This window comes from Bradyrhizobium sp. BR14999, assembly GCF_056106085.1.
The window spans coordinates 2,063,173-2,084,477 of the sequence record NZ_CM148536.1 but is presented as its reverse complement, the minus strand read 5'-3'; the positions used below and the strand labels follow the sequence as shown (position 1 = coordinate 2,084,477).

Annotated in this window: 11 protein-coding genes and 4 pseudogenes; 8 read left to right on the top strand and 7 right to left on the bottom strand. The window is 59.1% G+C overall.

Annotation, left to right across the window (positions count from 1 at the left end; translation table 11 throughout):
* Nucleotides 1–1,296: 1,296 nt before the first annotated feature.
* The 3 pseudogenes from ACR9YP_RS09640 to nopM all read left to right on the top strand — a co-directional run.
* A pseudogene (locus ACR9YP_RS09640) lies at nt 1,297–1,662 on the top strand (IS21 family transposase); the annotation flags it as partial.
* Nucleotides 1,653–1,864 (top strand): annotated as a pseudogene (locus ACR9YP_RS09635) (helix-turn-helix domain-containing protein); the annotation flags it as partial. The pseudogenes ACR9YP_RS09640 and ACR9YP_RS09635, both read left to right, overlap by 10 nt.
* An 829-nt stretch (nt 1,865–2,693) precedes the next feature.
* Nucleotides 2,694–4,435: pseudogene (nopM, locus tag ACR9YP_RS09630) on the top strand (T3SS effector NEL-type E3 ubiquitin ligase NopM).
* A gap of 432 nt (nt 4,436–4,867) precedes the next feature.
* Here nopM and ACR9YP_RS09625 read toward each other — a convergent pair.
* The gene (locus tag ACR9YP_RS09625; protein ID WP_474219533.1) at nt 4,868–5,245 is read right to left on the bottom strand and encodes a hypothetical protein; all 378 of its coding nucleotides are present in this window, start codon (nt 5,243–5,245) and stop codon (nt 4,868–4,870) included.
* A gap of 34 nt (nt 5,246–5,279) precedes the next feature.
* Between ACR9YP_RS09625 and ACR9YP_RS09620 the strand changes: the two are divergent.
* Nucleotides 5,280–5,495, top strand: a pseudogene (locus tag ACR9YP_RS09620) (ATP-binding protein); the annotation flags it as partial.
* 292 nt (nt 5,496–5,787) lie between these two features.
* Here the strand turns inward: ACR9YP_RS09620 and ACR9YP_RS09615 are convergent.
* Both ACR9YP_RS09615 and ACR9YP_RS09610 read right to left on the bottom strand, forming a co-directional pair.
* Complete coding sequence (locus tag ACR9YP_RS09615) at nt 5,788–6,738, bottom strand: ArdC family protein (protein WP_474219532.1); 951 nt, start codon at nt 6,736–6,738, stop codon at nt 5,788–5,790.
* 643 nt (nt 6,739–7,381) lie between these two features.
* Nucleotides 7,382–8,812, bottom strand: coding sequence for an MATE family efflux transporter (locus ACR9YP_RS09610; protein ID WP_474219531.1), 1,431 nt, complete (start codon nt 8,810–8,812; stop codon nt 7,382–7,384).
* A gap of 1,897 nt (nt 8,813–10,709) precedes the next feature.
* Between ACR9YP_RS09610 and ACR9YP_RS09605 the strand changes: the two genes are divergently transcribed.
* A complete protein-coding gene (locus ACR9YP_RS09605; protein WP_438102855.1) occupies nt 10,710–11,381 on the top strand; it encodes a response regulator transcription factor in 672 nt (223 codons plus the stop codon).
* A gap of 88 nt (nt 11,382–11,469) precedes the next feature.
* On the top strand, nt 11,470–11,856 hold the full coding sequence (locus ACR9YP_RS09600) for a response regulator transcription factor (protein ID WP_474219530.1): 387 nt from the start codon (nt 11,470–11,472) through the stop codon (nt 11,854–11,856).
* Between the two features lie 168 nt (nt 11,857–12,024).
* Here ACR9YP_RS09600 and ACR9YP_RS09595 read toward each other — a convergent pair whose 3' ends face one another.
* Both ACR9YP_RS09595 and ACR9YP_RS09590 read right to left on the bottom strand, forming a co-directional pair.
* Nucleotides 12,025–13,266, bottom strand: coding sequence for a cytochrome P450 (locus ACR9YP_RS09595; RefSeq protein WP_474219528.1), 1,242 nt, complete (start codon nt 13,264–13,266; stop codon nt 12,025–12,027).
* 2,174 nt (nt 13,267–15,440) lie between these two features.
* Nucleotides 15,441–16,570 (bottom strand): IS3 family transposase gene (locus ACR9YP_RS09590; protein ID WP_474219526.1). Its coding sequence is split into 2 segments (ribosomal slippage): nt 15,441–16,309 and nt 16,309–16,570, totalling 1,131 coding nucleotides; the frame shifts between segments, so codons are not numbered across the junction.
* Nucleotides 16,571–16,909: 339 nt separating this feature from the next.
* Between ACR9YP_RS09590 and ACR9YP_RS09585 the strand changes: the two genes are divergently transcribed.
* Nucleotides 16,910–17,224 (top strand): co-chaperone GroES, encoded by a 315-nt coding sequence (locus ACR9YP_RS09585; RefSeq protein WP_438102860.1) that lies wholly within the window; start codon nt 16,910–16,912, stop codon nt 17,222–17,224.
* A gap of 85 nt (nt 17,225–17,309) precedes the next feature.
* On the top strand, nt 17,310–18,950 hold the full coding sequence (gene groL / locus ACR9YP_RS09580; protein WP_474219525.1) for a chaperonin GroEL: 1,641 nt from the start codon (nt 17,310–17,312) through the stop codon (nt 18,948–18,950).
* Here the strand turns inward: groL and ACR9YP_RS09575 are convergent.
* Together ACR9YP_RS09575 and rpoN are read right to left on the bottom strand one after the other, a co-directional pair.
* Nucleotides 18,947–19,072, bottom strand: coding sequence for a hypothetical protein (locus tag ACR9YP_RS09575; protein WP_474219523.1), 126 nt, complete (start codon nt 19,070–19,072; stop codon nt 18,947–18,949). The genes groL and ACR9YP_RS09575 overlap by 4 nt on opposite strands.
* Nucleotides 19,073–19,237: 165 nt before the next feature.
* Nucleotides 19,238–20,830: an RNA polymerase factor sigma-54 gene (rpoN, locus tag ACR9YP_RS09570; protein ID WP_474219522.1), complete on the bottom strand. Its 1,593-nt coding sequence runs from the start codon at nt 20,828–20,830 to the stop codon at nt 19,238–19,240.
* Nucleotides 20,831–21,305 lie beyond the last annotated feature (475 nt).

Genomic DNA, 21,305 nt, shown 5'->3' with positions numbered 1-21,305 from the left:
TAACCCCGTGAAGACGTGGCTCCGTCTTTCGTTAAGCAAGCGCTATACCAGTCATGAGATGACTCCGGTCGCCCCGCCAGAGCGACGAGATTAAAGAAAATCTGGCCGTTTTGATCTCAACGATGATTTTGCATGGTTCAATCCTGACACGTTGTCTTAAGCGCGACGTGTCAGTACGAAAAGCTAAGCTCTGGCTGTCGGTCCCGTGCTCCTATGGTCCCGCGGAAACGTTCGTGATCCAGCTCGCGTGCGATGCTGCCCCTCACACAGCGAGCATGACCGTTGCTGCTCCCATAAGGGTTTCTGATCTGCCGACCGTGTCCTGATCGAGCAGCCGCTTCAAGTCTGCCAGCATAAGAGAGGGCCAGGATCGGGATTAGGCGTCCTGGCGGGTGGCAAGCAGCTTTGAACACCGTCGCCTATACCTTCAATTCTGACCGGGAGGCTCCGCGCCAGCCTATCTCGGTAGGAGCAGAACAAATGATATTGCTGTCCGTCGGCGAAGTGTCGTAGCTTTTCGCACCGAAGATATGGTTTGCATCGCTATCTGTTTTATCCGGGGCCGGTTTTTGACGTGATCTTTTGACCTAGCGCGAAGTCTGACTTTCATGGGCCGCCTTTTGGCGGCCTTTCTTTCGAACATCCGTAAGTCGGCAGCATTTGCATTCTGGTGCATACGCGCATAGCGCACGAATTCTTTTCCTACGAGCTCCGGCAAGCCGGTCCGAACGGGTCTGGGCTGATTCCGTGAAGAGCAGCAGCGCGGTTAAAAGTACATCGATGCTACGAGTGACATATCGAAGAGCATCACACACATCAGTTCCGGATATGGGCGAGGCATCCTGAGATGTTGAGTACTCAAGGATGCATCGCGCGCCTCTGGCTCGTCGGCGGGCCATGAGTGCGGATGCGTCCAAAAAGCTGAGCAACAATCTCGGTTCGTTGGGAGGGGCAGGTCACTAGTACTTGATCAAAATGCGAGGGTACTGCGGTGGCTTGTGCTCATGACGCGTCCTCTATCGAAATAGTTTTCCATTAGGCGATCAATGTTCTGATCTTATGGTCGGCCGCAATCGAGGAAGATGGCGCCGCGAGAGCCTGCCCGATCGAACGTTTGGGAGCTTTTAGCATGGCACGTTAAGCGATGCGCTGCGAGTTGCTCGATTGTACCCCCACCTTTCATTCAGGTCTGACCGGCTCAGCACCAGTTTGCGGATTCCGCCCGATGTCGCCCAGCGTTCCGAGATGATCTCGCCCACCATTCCGGGATGATGTCGCCCGGGTGACGAGGCCTCTTTGATTGCGCGACGGGTGGGCGCGGCACCCTCGACGGTGCGGCTGGCGATCCGGCGGTTCGAGGCCGCGGGTCTGACTTGGCCGTTGCCCGACGAACTCACGGACGTGGCCCTGGAAGCGCGCCTGTTCGCCAAGACCGGCAACGGCAACCGGCAGGGTCACCGCCGGGTCGCCGAGCCCGACTGGGCGGCGATGCACCGCCAGCTCAAGCGCAAGCACGTGACGCTGTCGATCCTGTGGGAGGAGTACATCGCCGCCGAGCCCGGCGGATACCGATACTCAGGCTTCTGCGAGCTTTACCGCGCCTGGGAGGGCCGCCTGTCGGTGACGATGCGCCAGGCGCACGCAGCCGGCGACGCATGCTATTGCTTCGGAAGCTGTACGGCCGCCGCTCGACTTCAAAACTGCCGGTGCTCATCGACTACGTGTTGTCCCGCCCGGTTGTCTCGACCGGCGGGATCGCCGAAGGATTGCGTAATCAGCGCGCGCCGCCCAGGACCTGGTCGCTGAGCTCGGCTTGCGCGAGGCCACCGGGCGAGGGCGGTATCGGGCCTGGGGGATTCTCTAGAAACACTCGACAGGGCGAGCCGAATTGTCCGAACTTTGTAAAGGTTTCAGACAAGCAATCTCGGCGTCCAAATGAGCTACAATTCAGACATGAATCGCAAGCGGCGCTTCGGCATCACCGCGGAATCGTATTCCCGGTGCCTTGAGCTTTGGCGGTGGCGAGACGCCCGGCTTCTTCTAATGCTGCCGTTTTTGTGATCGATGTCGTTCTCCTCAGAGGCAGGCAACCAAGCATAACTGTCGTTACAACGGTTTTAACAGTGGCTCGATCATGGCTGAGGGCAAGTTCCGATACCGCTGCGAGCTTTCTACCATTTCGTTGACCAGATACGTCCGGACGACCGTCAACGTGGCAGCGTTCTGCCATTAGCAGGCCTACCTGTCGATCAGCTGACGAGTGTCGCTGCAGAACCCCGGGCCTCTCGGTTTGCCACCGGTGACAGAAGCAAGCGCAGCTTGCGGGTGAACCGGTCGAGCTTAGCAAAGACCAGCTTGGCACCGGTTGCCTTGGCATGTGAGAGGGCCTCCACGAACTTGGGCGTTCGGAAGCGCCTGCCGCTCTTCGTTTCCACTACTCGGCCGAAAGGCTCCACTGGCCGCCGTTGAGATAAGTACCACCAGCCGCGCTGGGACTCTATGCTAAGCCGCGCTGACTTGGTGTAGGCGGGAGAGCGATCCATTTGACGGTTGGGCTCGTGTGAACTTGTACCGACTCGAGTCGGGCGGGAGTCGCAGCGCACGTGCACAGGCGAATGATCATTGCGCTGCGCAACCACCTGCTTCGCGACCTGGAGAAGCGGGGGTATTCTTGTTCCGACGATGGAGAAATGATGAACACAGGACAGGCACAGGGAGTGCAGGTTCTTCCTCGCCCCCTTCTGAAGAGGGGGAGCAGGAAAGTTACATCCGTGGCTTCAGCCGAGTCGTGGCGGATTGGGTCGAAGTCTTGACAGGATATCGGACATCAGCCTCCGCGCGCGCCCAGATCCTGGACAACTGGGTTGGCGAAGAGGGGCAGGGCGAAGCCGAGAATCGGCGACAGGGGCGCACACGAATTAGGATTTCGGACAACACAGGCTCGCATTCGCTAGATATGTCCTCCCTCTCGCTGACCGCTTTGCCCGCCGCCCTGCCGCCAAGGTTGCCGGAACTGCACGCCAGGCACAACGAGCTGAGCAGCCTGCCCGCTGGGCTCCCCCCCGGTCTCCAGCAACTTCTCATTAGCCACAACCGATTGACCAGTTTGCCGGACGCTTTTCCGGCGACCCTCTCTCGGCTCGAGGTGGCCGATAACAGCTTGACCAGTCTGCCGGCCAACCTTCCAGCTGGGCTCGAGATCCTGAACGCAAACGACAACCGACTAAGTAGTCTGCCCGACGCTCTCCCGAGCAGGCTCACCTCGCTCGCGGTTAGTGGCAATCAGCTGACCGACCTCCCCGAGTCCCTCCCATCAGGGCTCATTGAACTCGATATCAGCAGCAATCAATTGGCCAACCTCCCCGACCGTCTTCCGAGCACGCTCCAATCGCTCAATCTGAGCGGTAACCGCCTGACCAGCCTGCCTGAGGGTCTTCTTGAGGGTCCTCTACCGAATCTTAGTCTTAGCTTCCCGCATTTGGAGAACCTCGAGTTGGGAGATAACCCGCTGCCGGACGACGTCCTCGCTAATCTGGTGGCGGCTGAAGCGCCACCGCAGCTTGCGCAGCAATCTCTATATGAGGCTGCCGCGCACTGGCTCGCAGAGGACGCCGCGGCGCTGGCCGAATGGCAGCACTTTGCGGATGAGCCAGGCGCCCAGGACTACGCTCAATTCCTGGAGAGGCTACGAGGCACCGTGAACTACGGCAATGACGAGTTTCGGCAGGCAGTGGCTCATGATCTGCGGCAGGCGGCGGCCAATCCGAGATTGCGTGAGCAGTTTTTTGCACAAGCCTCCGAGGCCAACGCGACCTGCGAGGATCGTGTTACCTTGCACTGGAACGGTATGCAGACCGCGCGCATCAATGCTGACGTCGAGGACGGGGTATATGACGATCGGCTTGGCGAACTGATCCAGCGCGGTCGTGTTGCGTTCCGCTTGGAGGCGCTGGACGAGATTGCGCGCGACAGGGTCAACTTGCTCATCAGGGACGAGCCGAATGTGGACGACATCGAAGTTTACCTGGCCTACCAACATCGGCTGCGCGAGCCGCTCGAGCTCAGTCACGTCGCCCCTGACATGCGCTTCCTGGCGGTCTCTCACGTAAGCGAGGATGATGCGGCGCAGGCGCTGAATCTGGTCCGGGAGCGGGAAGTGAACCAGTTCACCGACTACATGGCAACCCGCTGGCAGCCCTTGGAGACCGTGCTGAGCCGCATCGCTCCGGACGAACATGCAGCGATGCAAGACCGGCTGGTCGAAGCCATGGGCGAAGAGTTTCAAAGCCGCTTAGATCAGCGACTGGCCGAGCGTGGTCTGCTGGGCGACCCGGATGCCGAGCGGGTGCTCGGAGCCCAAGTCCGAAACGAAATCGCTGGCGAGATCAAACGCCAGGTTATGCACCGGGTGCTTGGGACGCTTGGCATCGAATGAGACTTCCCAAGACACCAGCAGAGATATGTTTCATTGCTGTGTGGCACTACCCCGGACAACCTCATGCAGGTGGAACGAACGGCTGCGCATGGAGCGCGACATTCTAAAAAACTATCCACCGTGACGCACAAACCCAAATCCTGGCCGTCATCGATTCGAGCGGGGCACGGTCGGCGGACCTGCAGGCAATTGCCGGTAAGGCCATGCCGGATATTCCGAGCCTAGATACTCTGTTGTTGGAGAACGCAGTTGAGGTCGAACGGAAAGTAGGGTGATCCCTCCCCTACGCTCTTTACACTGCATCCGGCAAGGTGCGACTTGAGATGCGCCATGCCCTTGGTGCGGCCGGTGATCTTGACCATCACCTCTGGCGCTCGTCGCACGTCCGCGCCTGTGGGTGGGACCGCCGCCAGACCGCCGTTGGCATGAGCCTTATCCCGACGACGCCCGCATCATTGATGGCGACTGCCCGATCTCGGACGGCTGCGCGCCCACTTCGCCCCTGATCCCGCCCACGTGCCGAACGTCGTGGTGCAGCTCGCGCCGCTCGCCGCCTATGAGTGCTTCATTGGCGCCGGCTGCATCAATGGGATGCGTACGTGCACTGATGCGCGGCAGATCGGGGACGTTCGGGCGGACCCTGATCGGCGTCTCGACAAGACCCGTTGACGCGATCCGAACCGCTCGCGGCCGGCCCTCCGGCAGCGCGACAACGACGTAGGCAGGACCGCGCCCCGACCGCTCCTTGAGCACCTCAAGCCGGTGCCCAAACAGAAAATGATGCGGATCGGTGATCGTGACGTGAGACACGACCCGCTCAATAATAGGGTACTCGGACGTGTTCGGCGATCTCACCTATGCCGATGCCGTGCTCGATCGTCTCGTGCACAATGCCCATCGGCTCGATCTCACCGGCGAGAGCCTCCGCCGAACCGGGCAATCCGCCCGAAAGGCCGGAGCCCATGACGCTGTGGACATTCCGCTGCGCTGGGACAACGCCAAGGCGTTGCCCACATGCCCAAAGCAACCGCAACAGAAACAGAAGAGGTTCAAGCCGTGATTCCAGGTTGACCACCCGGCTCGCCCAATGCCAGAGAACCTACCGGCCAGAACGCTCGCCCCCGGGGCGAGATCAAATCGGAAAGGTGGGCGACATCGTCTCGGAATCCCCGGGCAACTTCATATCGGTACACCCGGGCGACTTCGTCGGAATCCGCACCAGTTTGAAGGGAATGCCGCACGACACGATTGAGTGATTTATTGAGATGTTCGATTCTTCACAACGGACGGCTGCTTCCAACCTTCGAAGATATCCGCCAATCCTTCTCGGTTTGCGAGCCCGAGCGAATAGTTCACGCGGCCTCAGTCCCCTTCGTCGTTGCGGTGATCACCGCATCGGGCAAATAGCCTAGGATGTAGTCCGCTGCCTTGCTGGCCTGGCTTGCGGCGCGAACGATCGCTCGATTGTCCTCCCGCATAACTTCTAACCATGAGGCGATGTAGTCTGCATGTCGCACTGTCGGAATGATGCCGAGCGAGGCACAGGAGAATGCGGCGGACAGCTCCGCTATCAACTCCTCAAAGGCGTACTTCCTGGTACCAAAAGAGCCACTGAGATCGCGGTTGAGCCGTGAAGAATGACCGCTTGCGTGGCCAAGCTCGTGGAGCGCGGTGCGATGCCAATTGATCGGCTCGAAGTAGGCTTGCGGCGGCGGCACTTGCACATAGTCTTCTGTCGGTACATAGAAGGCGCGATCACCTCTAATGCGGAAGTCAATGCCAGTCGCCTTGATCAGGGCTTCGACAGCTGGCTCGATCAGTCCCTGCTGCCGAGGAGGCACAGCAGCCGCGATTTCCGCAGGCAAGCCGTCGCACTGATCCGCATTGAAGACTGTAAAACGCTTCAGGAAGGGAATCGCCAGCGCTTCCTCGCCGGTTTCTGCAGCTCGGCGCTTTTCATCGTTCGGTACGAAGCGGTCAGCATAGAGCACTGTCGTACCACGCTCGCCCCTGCGCACATGACCGCCGAACGATAGCGCCTGGCGGAAGGTCAGCCAGCTCTGACCAGCGAAGCCACGCTCGATAACCGCACCCCAGAGGATCAGGACGTTGATGCCGCTGTAATGCCGTTTGGTCGCGGCGTTGTTCGGCATGGCAAGCGGCGCCTTCGCCGCCGCCGTTCCCCAAGGTTGCACCCATGGCACCCGGCCGGCCTCGAGCTCGGCAATGATCTTATCGGTAATTTCGTCATAAAGGCCTGCCCGGTTCTGGCCGGTGCCGATGCGAGGATGGCGTTTGGACATCGCGATTCTCCGAGGACGGGCGCCGGCGAGACTCTCTCGCGGCTATGAACCCGTCACCTCGGAGGGACTGCCCTTTCACTCTCGGAACCCCTGCTGAGCAAGTCGCAGATCTGATCGGCTGCGACGTCAGCTCCACAGCCGCGCACGTGATTGGTCTATCTGCAAGGCAGCTCAAGAATGACTTCGGCGTCCTACAAACGAAGGCGCTCGATGCGCGGCGCACCAAAGCTAATTGCAGGAGGCAGCACAGCTCCGCCGCCTTGGCGACGCCGGACGTCCGAAGAGAAATGAAAGAGCGCCCGCAGGAGTGACGGGATCCGGAACAAAGCAGTTCGCATCATTGACCGCGAGGGATCAAAGTCGCCAATCGAGTGGCGACGACGCGCGTGCTCGGTTGTCAAGACCTGCCGACCGACCGGCCAAACTGGGCGGAGGGTTGCCTCGGTGCTTCGATGTGCCACCGCCCGATTAATATATCGAAGTTGGTTTGATAAAGGCCGTTCCGTGTGAACGACACCAGCCCAATGGACGAGATTGTCAGAAAGCAAAATAATATTTTCTGACCGGAGGGCGCGTTTGAGTAAGGGCTTAAGCCAAAGGCGTTGGTGGTCCTGGGAACTCTGCCTGACCAATATTTCCTAACTTACGAGGTTGCCGGAGACCTTCGCACAGCAAACCTGCTCGCCAGCAGCAGGAAACGCGTCACGAGAAAACACGCGTAGATGGTCGTCCCAATTGACAAGCCTATCCAAATACCAATTGCACCAAGTCCGGTCTTTAAACCAAGCACGTAGCTAAGGATAAAACCGAGCCAATTGGCTACGCACGCGAAAAGAAGCGGGATGCGGGTGTCTTTCAGTCCACGCAAGCCGCCCGCCGCAATGTGCTGAGCGGCATCACTGATAAAGAAACTCGTGCCGACCAAAAGGAGGTTGGCCGCCAAGTCTGTCGTCGCGCCGGCCCCCTCGGTCGTATCGTCTACAAACAGGCCGGCGATTTCAAAGCGCGCGGCGACAACCGCGATGGTCAGTAACGCAGCAGCCATAGTCCCAAGGAGTATAGCAATCATCCCTGCTCTTTTGACGCCCGGACCATCCCGGCGGCCTACCGCGTGACCGACGCGCACCGCCGCCGCCGTGCTGATGCCTATTGGAACCACGAATAGGATCAGGGCAACCTGAAGGGCGATCTGATGGGCAGTAAGCGCACTGATGCTGACGAGGCCCGCCAGGAGTCCCGCGGCCGAAGAAAGTCCGTATTCCAGCAAAACAATGAGTGAGATCGGAATTCCCATCGCGATCAATCGTCTCATGAACGGCCAATCGAATTGCCACAGATGTGCAAGCACGTGATAGTCACGGAAGGGGGGGCGCATTGTGGCGAACCACAACACGGCCAAGAACATCGTAAGGTTCACGAGGCTGCTCGCAAGGCCGGCCCCGAAAAGCCCAAGCGGCAGCAGGCCGAGCTTCCCATTAATAAGCAAATAAGCCATGAGCGCATTGAGAGGGATCGATCCAATCGTAATCCACAGGACTGGCTGCGGCCGGTGGACCGCAGCCATGAAGTTGCGAAAAACGTGAAAACCTAATGCCGGCGCTACGCCAAAGGCTAGTCCGAACAGGTATTGCTGCGCGAGGCGCGCCACCTCGGGCGCTTGGCCGAAAGCGAGCAGTGTTCGTTCTCCCTGGAGCGCAAAGGCAATGATCGGGAGCGATATCAACAGCGCCGCCCAGAGCCCCATGCGCACCGTGCGTCTAACCGCGGCAAGGTTTTTCGCTCCGAACGCCTGCGCTGCCAGCGGCGCGATCGAGGCCAGCAAACCAACGCCGAGGATGAAGCCAATGATGTAGATCACGACACCCAGTGCTGCCGCAGCAAGCGCTTCAAGACCGAGCCCTCCTATCAAGGCAAGATCCGTCGTCATCATCACGACTTGCCCAAGCTGCGTCAGCACCATTGGCCATGCGAGCTTTGCAAGTTCAGCAAGTTCGATAACGAGCTGATGATAATCGTCCGGTGTCGGCCGCTTGTGCTGGAAGGCCAGCACTGCTTTTTCTACTCGTTTGTCCATACAACACCGCTGTCCGGTTTTACTTCGCCGGCCCCATCATCTCTACTTTATGGAGAGGAGTATGCGCTTGCCTCGATCCCGGGCGGCTGCCGAACCATGCAACGTCAGATCTTGCTCAGTCCAGTTTATGAACGGCTCGCGTGAGCGCGACTGATGCGCTCGGTGCTTGTCCGCAGCTCCCGACTGACGAGAGCAACTAAGTCAACTGCAGCGCTCCACCTCTCTTTGTATAAGTATGCGGTTGATGGCCCGCACACAGAGACCGGGATCACTGGCTCCTCATGGAGCGAACTCGATTGCGGCGTGCTCAAACTCGCTGGCAAAATCCCGCAGGAGCGCCGGGCCAGGTGGTGATGACGCTGAGGATCCCGAAGTTGCGGTCCACGCATACAGCTATCTGATATCGTCGTCACAACTCGGAATCCTCGAGCGGCTGTCCTGAATAAGTCCTGCTATTCAAAGCTCATGCCAATCAACAGCCTTGAATTGCAAGGCGATCTGCTGCACCGGACGTGTTCTGGGCCTGACAGCAGGTCGCGAATGTGACAGTCAGCATCCGCAATGCTTGTTCTCGACCTAGAAAATCGTTTAGGGCAATCGTTCATGCGCACCTCGAATGCTCGCGGCATCGATCGCTCGGATTCTTAGGTTTTCAAAGATCGCTGCTCGATGCTCTAAGCTTGAAGCGCCGGCCTTCATGCGTCGGATCTTCTAGCTCAGTACACGAAGACTGATGAGATTGGGATGGATCCTCATCGCTCATTTGCTTCGGGTGATCTCCCCTGCAATCGCGCCGCGCTTTTCGCGAGGAAGACCCGTGTCACACTCTGTGCTAACGCGATACTACGGGCCTGGACGCTCTATCTAGCACCTTGCAAGGCAATATCGGTCCGTTGAGAATAGAAGATCGACAGCTTCGGTCGTTCGATTCTCCGCGATAAGCGGCCGGGACTTACGCCCGGCCTTCAGGCCCTTGCGGAAATCCACCACTCAGTCTCATTCCGCCCTCAAGCCACGAAGGAGATCATGCAGGATTGCGGGTCCCTACCTTCTGCGGCTCCGTGCGGGCATCCAGCAAAGAGCGGAATTTAATCTGCCGCCTCGCTCGGTTGACGCGTGGAGCTGCATGTAGCCAAGAGAATGATGCCCGAGAAGAGACGCGGCGCTCGGCAACCCACACGGGAGCGCCGCATTGCATTCCCCGCCGCGCACCCAGGGCCGACTGCATCTTTAAGGCGAGAAATGGCCCTCGTCGGACGCGCGCGAAGGCGGACCTCATCTGGCCTTTGTAGAGCATCATAAATTTTGACCTGAAACATGAGAAAGGCTGCTTTGGCTCCTGTGCTCCGGTAAGAGTACCCTCTTTGGCCGCAAATTCGGCTCTGAATCGGGCATCTACTTCGAGAGTAAAACCGGAGCGGAGTTTTTAAGTGCCCGCAACCGTTTCATTCCTCCAACATGCTGGCTGGATCGATGACGGCCGTTAAGCTCTCGCCGCTTTGACCAGCTAGTCGCGTGGGCGACCAGCATCTCTTCCAAAGAGTCAACATCCGCGACGCTTTCCCGCCCTCTTAGAATCCCGGCTGGAATTACGGATTGGCGCCTCCAAACCGCGGGCGCAATGAGGTCCTGGGGCTTGGGGCAGAGCAGCGAGGGCTTCGATCGCCCACAAAACGGGTCGATTCCCCGGCCTGCGTCGTCCTTTTGCTGCAAACGAATCGCCCATATAGTCGCAAAATGGGCAGTTTTGCGATCAATACTGACATAGATAATGAAATTTGGAGAATTCGGCCGCATATAAACGTTCTTGGCGGCCTCTCACGGCTTCGTGGGCTTTTAAAAGGGGATGCGGCGTGACATTTCATATGAACCTGTGCGTGCAACAGGAGGGTGCATCATGAGCGAGCCTTCGCAAGCGCCGCAGTCGCGCACAGATACCGATGAACCGATCGTCTTGGTTGTCGACGACGACATTTCGATGCGCAAAGCTCTTACAAATCTATTTGGATCAGTGGGGCTTAGGGTCAAGGTTTTTGGCTCTGCGGCGGAGGTTTTGCAGGCGAACCCGCCCGAGGTACCGAGCTGCCTCGTGCTCGACATCCGCCTACCAGGATCGAGCGGCCTCGATCTGCAGTCCGATCTTGCTGAGGCCAACATCCACACGCCGATCATCTTTATCACAGGTTACGGCGATATTCCCATGACGGTCCAGGCTATGAAGAGCGGTGCGGTCGACTTCCTGACCAAGCCGGTACGCGAGCAGGATCTGCTCGACGCGGTGCGGGCCGCGATCGAACGAGACCGCAAGCGGCGCGAGCTCGAAAAAACAGTCTCTGAACTGCGATCCCGGCTCGAAAGTCTGACCCCACGTGAGCGCAATGTTCTGGCCCTGGTCGCCTCCGGCCTGTTGAACAAGCAGGTGGCAGGCGAGCTCGGCCTGGCAGAGATTACCGTCAAGATCTATCGCGGGCAGGTCATGCGCAAAATGGGCGCAAAGTCCCTGGCTGATCTCATAAGAATGAGTGAAGCTCTCGGAATTTCTCGACCAAAGGGGAACATACAAACCTAAGTATACCTTTCAATCCTGCTTCGCGCCCCCACTTTCCAATGTCGGCCGCAACCGCTGCGAGCAGTTTCCCGGGTTACGAGCAATCAGTTTGTCAAAGCCTTCCGCCATTTCGGTCATCGACGATGATCCATCCGTTCGCGCCGCAACGAGCAACCTTCTGGCATCGTACGGATACTTGGTCCATGCGTTTGCCTCCGCCGAGGAGTTCCTGCGCGCTGCTGCATTGGTCGAGACGTCCTGCGTGATTACCGACGTCCAAATGTCGATGATGAGCGGAATTGACCTGCTGATGCATATGCGAAGCCTCGGTCATCGGATGCCGTTCATCTTCGTCACGGCCTTCCCAGACGATGGGGTGCGCGCTCGAGCGATCAAGGCTGGCGGGATCTGCTTTCTTGCCAAACCCTTTGCCACGGCTGCGTTGATCAAGTATTTGACCATTGCGCTGTCGGGATCAGGCGGCACACACGCGTAAGGGCCTTGGCCCGCTCCCCATGGCATTCAGTCCCAAAGGATGCATTGCGAGATTCTCGCAGGTTGCGCAGTCATTTCGCGGTTACTTTGAAGTGACAAGTAGCCTGATCGCATTGACGGCGGCGTGCTCATGAAAATCCCTGACGCTCACCAAAGCTCCACATACCGCTCATGCTGATTGCCATTGTCGGGGCCTCAGCTTGAGCCAAAGACCTGGATGCAATCTCAGCCCAATTAACCCGCGAGGCTTACACGCGGTCCCATGCACCGAGAAGCGAAACCTCCGGATCATGTAAGCAATCATCATTTGTAAGATTGGAATTGACAGTCCAGATGCGGGACAGATGTGGGGTCCTCCACCGAACGGCACATAGCATCGGGTGTCGTAGGCCGAGCGTTCATCGAACCTTTCCGGCAGAAACTCGCCAGGACGATTCCAATATTTTGCATTGCGATGCAGCGAGTATGCGCAAACCATGACTGCGCTACCCTGAGGAATGTTCATCTCGCCCACGATGTGATTCTTCCGTACGTGTCTGCCTTGCATCCACGCGGGAGGATAGAGTCGCAAGCTTTCCATCAAGGCTGCCCGGAGCTTGGGAGCTGATTTCACACTCCGAAAATCACACTCGGGGCCGGCTGCCGCCGCTTCTTCAAACAGGGCCTCCTCGACACTGCTTCCCGCAATAAGCATCAAGGTCCAGGCTATTGAGGTTGCGGATGCGTGGAAGGCATTTATCAGCGTACCGATGATCGTGTACGCGACCAGATCTTCCGGCATTTTGGGCTTCTCGGCGCAATGAGAGAGCTTGATATTCGCGATTTCAAGCGCAACGTTCTGAAAAAATTTCTCGCTCTCTTGCATCGCGCTGTCAATTCTCTTTCTCTCAGGCCAAGAATGGGCATGTTCTACATTCGCTAGCCACTCCTCTATAAAATTTCCTCTCGCGATGAACTCGTCGGCATGGCGGGAGATATCGAAATTGTAAAGCAATTTGGCCATCAGGATCAGCATCCAGCGTTTGATCTCATGTGAGATCTCAACTGTGCTTTGATCTGCGACGAATGGCGCAATACGCTCTTGAAAGCCAGCTGCGCTCTGAGTTAGCTCAGCTCGAATTGCATCGTAGGGTTTCACAGGACCAGCGGAAATTGCTTTCAGTTTCAACAGTGGGAACGCCGATGGAGCATATGCATTCACAATGTTTCTGTAGTGGTGCTCGCTTATTTCGTAACAATCTGTGTCTTCAAAAAAGCGCTGAACCAATTCAGGAGAGTTGAAAACGAAGACCTGGCGACCGCCTGTTTCGTACCTGTAAAGATCGGTGTGGCTTACTCCCAACATAAAGGCAGCAAAGTCTACCTGATCCTGTATTTTGGGGAACTCCATTTTGTCGTAGAGGACGGTCAATTGCCACCAACTCATTTATTCTAGAGCAACCGCGGTTGCCAGTTCCCATAAATGCAAGGCGTTGCGGCGCTTCCTCGCCCTGCCGTCAAGGGGCAGGGCGAGGTCAGCGGTACTGCACTTTCGGCCCTGCATAGCCGGGCAGTCGTGCGCCCGATTTCGTCAGCGGCCCTTAGCTGTTTTTGCCGCAGCTTTTGCATCCTGGGGCATAGCCCCAAGACCGCCGCGGCTCGAAGAGCCTCGAACTTCTTTCGTCTTGGTCTGTTCTTGGCCTGGCATCGGCGCTTTCGCTCCGTAAGCCCAAGATCCTGTCGTGCTGCTCATGTTCAGCTCCTTCTGGCCTCGATTGGCCTACTGTGAGAAGGAGCAAGGGCCATGCCAGCGTCCGTCCCGAGCGCTCAGCGCCTGATCGCGCTTCGCAAGGGTTCGAGAAGGTGCGATAGCACGCGAGTGTTTTGAATCTTACACAGTTGTGCGCCCTGTCAGACGTCGAACAAAGATCGAGCGGCTGACGCAGTCGGATCTTGCCCGCACAGACAAGAACCAGAACTAGATTCGCTCCCGCCTGAACTTTGCTCCGCCCCGAACTCAAGCTAAGAGCTCGGTCACGAGCTCAGGCCAGCGACGAGGGCTCCGGCGCGAAACGCAACCGCGTTTCGGAAGGTTTGAAGTCTCGATCGCCTGACCAGTCTGCCGCAGTCCTTTCGATCGGCCAACATGGATAAAATCCAAACGAGCAGAGAACACCTAGGAGTGCAAAAGGAGGTCAGCTGACGCACTATCGAGATTGACGACCGCATTGAGCGGGGCGGACTAACGGCGAAAATCGAATCATTGTTCCTGATCGATGGCCTCCGAACCACATCTTTCACCTTGCCTGCAATTCTCTTTACCCGTCACTTGCGCTCGTTGTCGTGACAGTCGGCATTTCTTCTCTGCGCACAGCCGGAACACCCGAGGACCCGACAGCCTACAACCTAACGCTACGGCCGGTTCAACCCTCATGCGGGCCATGCTGGTGTGAGATAGTTGCAGTAGCTGCATTATTGGATTGTTTGCTACCTTCAAAGTCGCATCACCGACCTCCCAGGGTGATGCGGGGGCGGACTCGGCGTTTGATCCGATCCAGTCGTCGGTGCCGCCCCTCACTCCACTCTTTTTGACCGGTCTTAAGAAGGTGCGGTGAAACCGGGGGCGGTCGCATCTCGTTGCCTCCCGAAGGCCGATCTAATCGCAATGTGGGACACGAAACGCATGCGTATACGATTATTGGCGTCACCGCAGAAGAACAGTGGATGAAGCGCGATAGATTTTTGCGTGAGTGCTGATGTCCTCTTAATTCAGTTCTCCCGCGCGGGCGCTCGGCCGAGGCACGAACCTTGGCACGGGACGTGCCGATCAGCTCTTACCGGGATTTTGCACCACCTTCCGAGTCCGGAATAACGCGTCCAGAATCACTCAACCGAGCGCCGTTGCCGTTTTGCGAACTGACAAGCCATAGCGCAAGGCTGTGCACTGAGGATTTGCTCGTGGTCCCACGATTTACCTTCATCAGCAGAGGCGGCCAAAACCTATGCTGAAAGCATTGCTCCGTTGAGCGACGATCCGATCGTCGGTTAGTCTCCTGCCACTAAATGCGTTCGAACCGCGCGTTTGGTTCACTCGCGCGTTTGATTCACTCGTTGAAGAGGTCGGCGCCGGCCCGTGACCGCTTTTCATCCAGCTCCAGTCAACTGCCAAGGTTAGCGGTTGAGCGAGATGAAACGAAGCTCTTATTTTTCACGATCGGCTTGCTTAGAATGAGAGGGTTATCACCGAACCTGTTCACGCTCCCTCGCTGTTGCGGACAAGTCGCGGTAACTCGATGAGAATACGATCCACACAAGCAAGCCCGGCGAACTCGTGTTACGCAGCGCGTTAATCAGCGCTAGGGTTCGCTTCGGCCGGAGCCGGTATCCGCGCAGTCAATGAGACCAAGCTGAGTGGCTTTAGCAGCACTAAGGCTCTCGAGCGTACCAATCTCTGGGCGTTAGAGCTGGCTCCGGTTGTTTGGACAGCGCCCCGCGGAATTTAAGTGGATTCCTGCCGGGTTACACTGACTGCGGGGCTTTGCGATTTTGTCGTTGCGTCGGGAGGGCGTAGCCCGACCAGAGCGACGACAAAATCGCGGGCGACGATCATGCGGCCATCACCATCGCTTGCACGCCGAAGTAAGCCTCGTCGGGCGTGCGTTCGTCAAGGCTCGAGTGCGGGCGTCCCCGATTGTAGAACGCCAGATATTTGGAAATCGACGCTCGCGCCTCGGACACGCTGTCGTAGGCGCGCAGATAGACTTCCTCGTATTTGATCGTGCGCCAGAGCCGCTCGACGAACACGTTGTCACGCCAGGCGCCCTTGCCATCCATGCTGATAGCGATCTTGGCGTCCAGCAGCACGCTGGTGAAGTCGACGCTCGTGAACTGGCTGCCCTGATCCGTGTTGAAGATCTCGGGCCTGCCGTGCTTCGCCAACGCCTCCTGGAGCGCTTCAACGCAGAACATCGTCTCCATCGTGATCGATACGCGATGGGCCAGGACCCGCCGGCTGAACACATCGACGACCGCCGCGAGGTAGACGAAGCCACGTCGCATCGGAATGTAGCTGATGTCCATTGCCCAGACCTGGTTCGGCCGCTCGATCTTCAATCCGCGCAGCAGGTACGGGTAGATCTTGTGGCCCGGTGCGGGCTTGCTCGTGTTCGGGCGGCGATAGATCGCCTCGATCCCCATGCGCTTCATCAGCGTCGCGACGTGGCGGCGGCCAACCTGCACGCGCTCACGCCGCAACAGCGATCGCAGCATGCGCGCCCCTGCGAAGGGATAATCGAGGTGCAGCTCATCGAGCCGGCGCATCAAGGCAAGGTCCTCGGCCGAAACCGGCCGAGGTTCATAGTAGACCGTGCTGCGAGCAAGGCTCAGGACTTTCGCCTGGCGCACGACAGGCAGATCATGGTCGCGGTCGATCATCGCTTTGCGCTCAGCAGGCCCGCCTTGGTGAGCGCGCTCTCTAAAAAATCATTCTCCAAGGCCAACTCGCCGATCTTGGCATGTAACGCCTTCAAATCGACCGGCGCCTCGGCCGGTCCCTTGTCCTGCCCAAACACGCCGGCGGCGCCTTCCAGGAGCTGGTTCTTCCAGGTCGTGATCTGGTTCGGATGGACATCAAACAGTTGCGCCAGCTCGGCCAACGTCTTCTCCCCCTTCACGGCCGCCAAAGCCACCTTCGCCTTGAATGCCGGAGAATGCGTCCGGCGACTCCTCTTCGTCATCTTCGCTCCTGATTCGCGGCGAGAATCCTCGCCGCTGTCAGGCAGAAAATCCACTCAAGCTACTGTCCGAATTTGCGGAGCCAGCTCTGTTCCAGGCCAAGAGCATCCGCCGCGACGGCGTGCAGACCTCGGCCGAGCACGGCAACCTCACACTGCGGACGGATCAGTTAGCTTCGATAAATGATTCTGGCAGAGACGACTTCTGAGTGCGATTTTTTGCTGGCAGCTCTTGCTCCCGTAGAAGCCCGTCCTATTTCAGCTGCGCCTGCGTTAGTACTCGCAGGCATCAATTGCTAACAAGGTTGAAATCTCAACTCGTGCAAATGTTAGGAGGACTGCATGCACTTCCGTCCGCTTCATGACCGCGTCGTGGTCAAGCGCATCGACGCAGAAGAGAAGACCGCTGGCGGCATCATCATTCCCGATACGGCCAAGGAAAAGCCCTCCCAGGGCGAAGTCATCGCCGTTGGCCCAGGTGGCCGCGACGAGAGCGGCAAGCTGATCCCGATCGATCTCCAGGTCGGTGATCGTGTGCTGTTCGGCAAGTGGTCGGGCACCGAGGTCAAGATCGACGGCCAGGAGCTGTTGATCATGAAGGAAAGCGACGTCATGGGCGTTCTCACCGACGTGTCGGCCAAGAAGAAGGTCGCTTAATCCAACCGCTCGCACTGCTCACCCCTGAGGAGCGCCTGCCGGGCGCCTCGCCAAGGGTGAGATAAGACAACTCAGGGAAATCAATATGTCAGCCAAAGAAGTGAAATTCGGCGTTGAGGCCCGCGATCGCATGCTGCGCGGCGTCGACATCCTCGCCAATGCCGTGAACGTCACGCTCGGCCCGAAGGGTCGTAATGTCGTGCTCGACAAGTCGTTCGGCGCTCCCCGCATCACCAAGGACGGCGTCACCGTCGCCAAGGAGATCGAGCTCGACGACAAGTTCGAGAACATGGGCGCCCAGATGGTACGCGAAGTCGCCTCCAAGTCCGCTGACGCGGCCGGCGACGGTACCACCACCGCGACCGTGCTCGCGGCTGCGATCGTCCGTGAAGGCGCCAAGGCCGTTGCTGCCGGCATGAACCCGATGGATCTCAAGCGCGGTATCGACCTCGCCGTCGACGCCGTCGTTGCGGACCTCCAGAATAACTCTAAGAAGGTCACCTCGAACGACGAGATCGCCCAGGTCGCCACGATTTCGGCCAATGGCGACGCCGAGATCGGCAAGTTCCTCGCCGACGCCATGAAGAAGGTCGGCAACGAGGGTGTCATCACCGTCGAGGAAGCCAAGTCGCTCGAGACCGAGCTCGACGTCGTCGAGGGCATGCAGTTCGACCGCGGCTACATCTCGCCCTACTTCGTCACCAACGCCGACAAGATGCGCGTTGAGATGGACGACGCCTACATCCTCATCAACGAGAAGAAGCTCTCCTCGCTGAACGAGCTGCTGCCGCTGCTCGAGGCCGTGGTGCAGACCGGCAAGCCGCTGGTCATCGTCGCCGAGGACGTCGAAGGCGAAGCCCTCGCGACCCTGGTCGTGAACCGCCTGCGCGGTGGTCTGAAGGTCGCGGCCGTCAAGGCTCCGGGCTTCGGCGATCGCCGCAAGGCCATGCTGCAGGACATCGCGATCCTGACCGGCGGCCAGGCGATCTCGGAAGATCTCGGCATCAAGCTCGAGAACGTCACGCTCAACATGCTCGGTCGCGCCAAGAAGGTGATGATCGACAAGGAGAACACCACGATCGTCAACGGCGCCGGCAAGAAGGCCGACATCGAGGCGCGCGTGGCCCAGATCAAGGCGCAGATCGAGGAGACCACCTCGGACTACGACCGTGAGAAACTCCAGGAGCGTCTGGCCAAGCTCGCCGGCGGCGTCGCGGTGATCCGTGTCGGCGGCGCGACCGAGGTCGAGGTGAAGGAGCGCAAGGATCGCGTTGATGACGCGATGCATGCGACCCGCGCGGCTGTCGAGGAAGGCATCCTGCCGGGCGGCGGCGTCGCCCTGCTCCGTGCCTCTGAGCAGCTCAAGGGCCTGCGCACCAAGAACGACGACCAGAAGACCGGCGTCGAAATCGTGCGCAAGGCGCTGTCCTGGCCGGCCCGCCAGATCGTGATCAACGCCGGTGAAGACGGCTCGGTGATCGTCGGCAAGATTCTCGAGAAGGATCAGTACGCCTACGGCTTCGACTCGCAGGCCGGCGAGTACGGCAACCTCGTCACCAAGGGCATCATCGACCCGACCAAGGTCGTGCGCACCGCGATCCAGAACGCCTCCTCCGTGGCGGCGCTCTTGATCACCACCGAGGCCATGGTCGCCGAGCTGCCGAAGAAGGCCCCTGCCGGCCCCGCAATGCCCCCGGGCGGCGGCATGGGCGGCATGGATTTCTAAAGTCCGACGCTCTCAACGAAATGCGAAACCTCGGCAGCGATGCCGGGGTTTTGCTTTTCAGCTCGCTCCCTGTGGGTCATTGACCAGAGGATGCGGCTGACACGCCCGATGAGGTTGTCCATGGGCACCTCGCCGATCGAGACATTATCATGGAGCTGTCCGGCGAGTTGTCTCTATTGTCTCCGAATGCTGGCTGGCCGGTGAGACGAGCGTGTTATCGCAATAACCGGTCTCCCAGCTAACTCAACGGCTCGCTTGGTTGATGTCTAGCTTTGAGACGCGCGCAATCAGGCCGGCTGGTTGTTGCGGGAACGATCGGACAAGGCGGTGGAGAGGACGTTACCAAGAGCGCTCTGCTTGTCGCGGCGGCGTTGCACCGAGGAGGGTATGCGCATGGCTTCGCGGTACTTCGCGACCGTGCGGCGGGCAATATCAATGCCGGAGGCGCGCAAGCGTTCCACGATCGCGTCGTCCGACAGGATTGCGGACAGCTCCTCCGAATCGATCAGCTGTCTGATGTGGTGACGGACGGCTTCGGCGGAATGCGCCTCGCCGCCGTCGGCCGAGGCGATCGAAGTCGTGAAGAAATATTTCAGCTCGAACATGCCGCGATTGGTCGCCATGTATTTGTTGGCGGTGACGCGCGACACCGTGGATTCATGCATCTGGATGCCGTCGGCGACGGCCTTGAGACTGAGCGGCCGCAAGTGCGCGACACCATGGGTGAAGAAGCCGTCCTGCTGGCGCACGATTTCGGTAGCGACCTTCAGGATGGTGCGGGCGCGCTGGTCGAGCGCGCGCACCAGCCAGGTCGCGTTCTGAAGCGCATCGGTGAAGTAGGATTTATCGACGTCTTTGCCGATCTTCTTCGACAGCTCGGAGTAATAGGTCTGGTTCACGAGGACGCGCGGCAAGGTGTCGCTGTTGAGCTCCACATGCCAGCCGCCGTCGGGACCCGGACGGACATAGACCTCCGGCATCATGGTCTGGACGCGCGAGGGGCCGAATCTCATGCCGGGCTTGGGATTGAGGCGGCGGATCTCGCCGATCATGTCGGCGATGTCTTCGTCATCAACCCCGCAAACGTTACGCAAGGCCACGATGTCGCGCTTGGCGAGAAGATCGAGATTCTCGACCAGCGCCTGCATTGCCGGGTCGTAGCGATCGAGCTCACGGAGTTGGATCGCCAGGCATTCGCTCAAATTGCGGGCGCAGATGCCGGGCGGATCGAATTTTTGCAGCACGGCAAGGACGCCCTCGACATCCTGTTGCGATGCGCCGAGACGCTCGGCGGCCTGGCCGAGATCCGGCGGCAGGTAGCCGGCCTCGTCGACGAGGTCGATCAGGTACTGGCCGATCATGCGCTGCGCCGGCGCGGTGAAGGCGACTGAGAGCTGCTCGGCGAGATGGTTGGCGAGCGTCATCTCGGCGGCGACGAAGGCCTCGAGATTGTAGTCTTCATCCCCGGAGGCGCCGCCGCCCCATTCGGTGTAGACGCTCGCCGCTGCATCCTGGGTGTTGCGAGCGCCCTCCGCGGCAGGCTCTTCGGAAACAACGTCGTGTTCGACCTCAATACGGCTGCCGAGATCAGGGTTGGGCCATTCTTGGCCGAGCTCAAGCGTTTCGGCGGCCGCGCCTAAGGACTCATGGTCTTGGCTTCCGCGTTCCTCGCGGTCCCTGAACAGGCTGGTTTCGTCAGAAACATCACTGGTTGCGAGCTCATTGTGGCCAGCGGGCTCGAGCAGCGGATTGCGCTCGAGCTCTTCCTCGACGAAGGTCGTGAGATCGAGATTAGACAATTGCAGCAGCTTGATCGCCTGCATCAACTGCGGCGTTATTACCAGCGACTGCCGAAACTCAAATCTCTGCGTCAAACTCATAACGCAATCCTTTCAACACTGGTCCAATTCTCGCTTATCATAGAGCGGAAGCAGACGACAAGAACTTCGGTACAGCGGCACGGTCCTCGAAGCACCCTCATCACTCTCGGCGCAAGCAGGCTCGCTCGCGGGCGCGCCGTCCGCCAGATCAACCGGGTCCACCGACAATCGTGAGGAAGGACCTCACCATTCGCAAGGGGCGGCGCAAGCTGTGCGACTCCGAGCTTTGATCCCGGTGGGGGCGGGCCAACAAGCGCAGGTCGCTGCACTTTCGTCCACGCGAGTTCGGCAGCGGCCGGTACTTCCGCGTCTCAGATTGTCGACAACCTCACCAAGGAATGTCCGGAATCATCCAGAGACCTCGATGTTGGGGCGGGCCAAGAACTCACGACACGTCGTATAGCGTCGCAGGCCAGAAATCATCGAGCCCGACTGTCGCACCGAGGAAGAGCTCCATGGACTAGCGCTTCGTCGG

Coding starts and splice junctions, on each gene's coding strand:
- ACR9YP_RS09615 (WP_474219532.1), bottom strand. CDS start 6,738: ATGTCCAAACGCCATCCTCGCATCGGCACCGGCCAGAACCGGGCAGGC.
- ACR9YP_RS09610 (WP_474219531.1), bottom strand. CDS start 8,812: ATGGACAAACGAGTAGAAAAAGCAGTGCTGGCCTTCCAGCACAAGCGG.
- ACR9YP_RS09605 (WP_438102855.1), top strand. CDS start 10,710: ATGAGCGAGCCTTCGCAAGCGCCGCAGTCGCGCACAGATACCGATGAA.
- ACR9YP_RS09585 (WP_438102860.1), top strand. CDS start 16,910: ATGCACTTCCGTCCGCTTCATGACCGCGTCGTGGTCAAGCGCATCGAC.
- groL (WP_474219525.1), top strand. CDS start 17,310: ATGTCAGCCAAAGAAGTGAAATTCGGCGTTGAGGCCCGCGATCGCATG.
- ACR9YP_RS09575 (WP_474219523.1), bottom strand. CDS start 19,072: ATGGACAACCTCATCGGGCGTGTCAGCCGCATCCTCTGGTCAATGACC.
- rpoN (WP_474219522.1), bottom strand. CDS start 20,830: ATGAGTTTGACGCAGAGATTTGAGTTTCGGCAGTCGCTGGTAATAACG.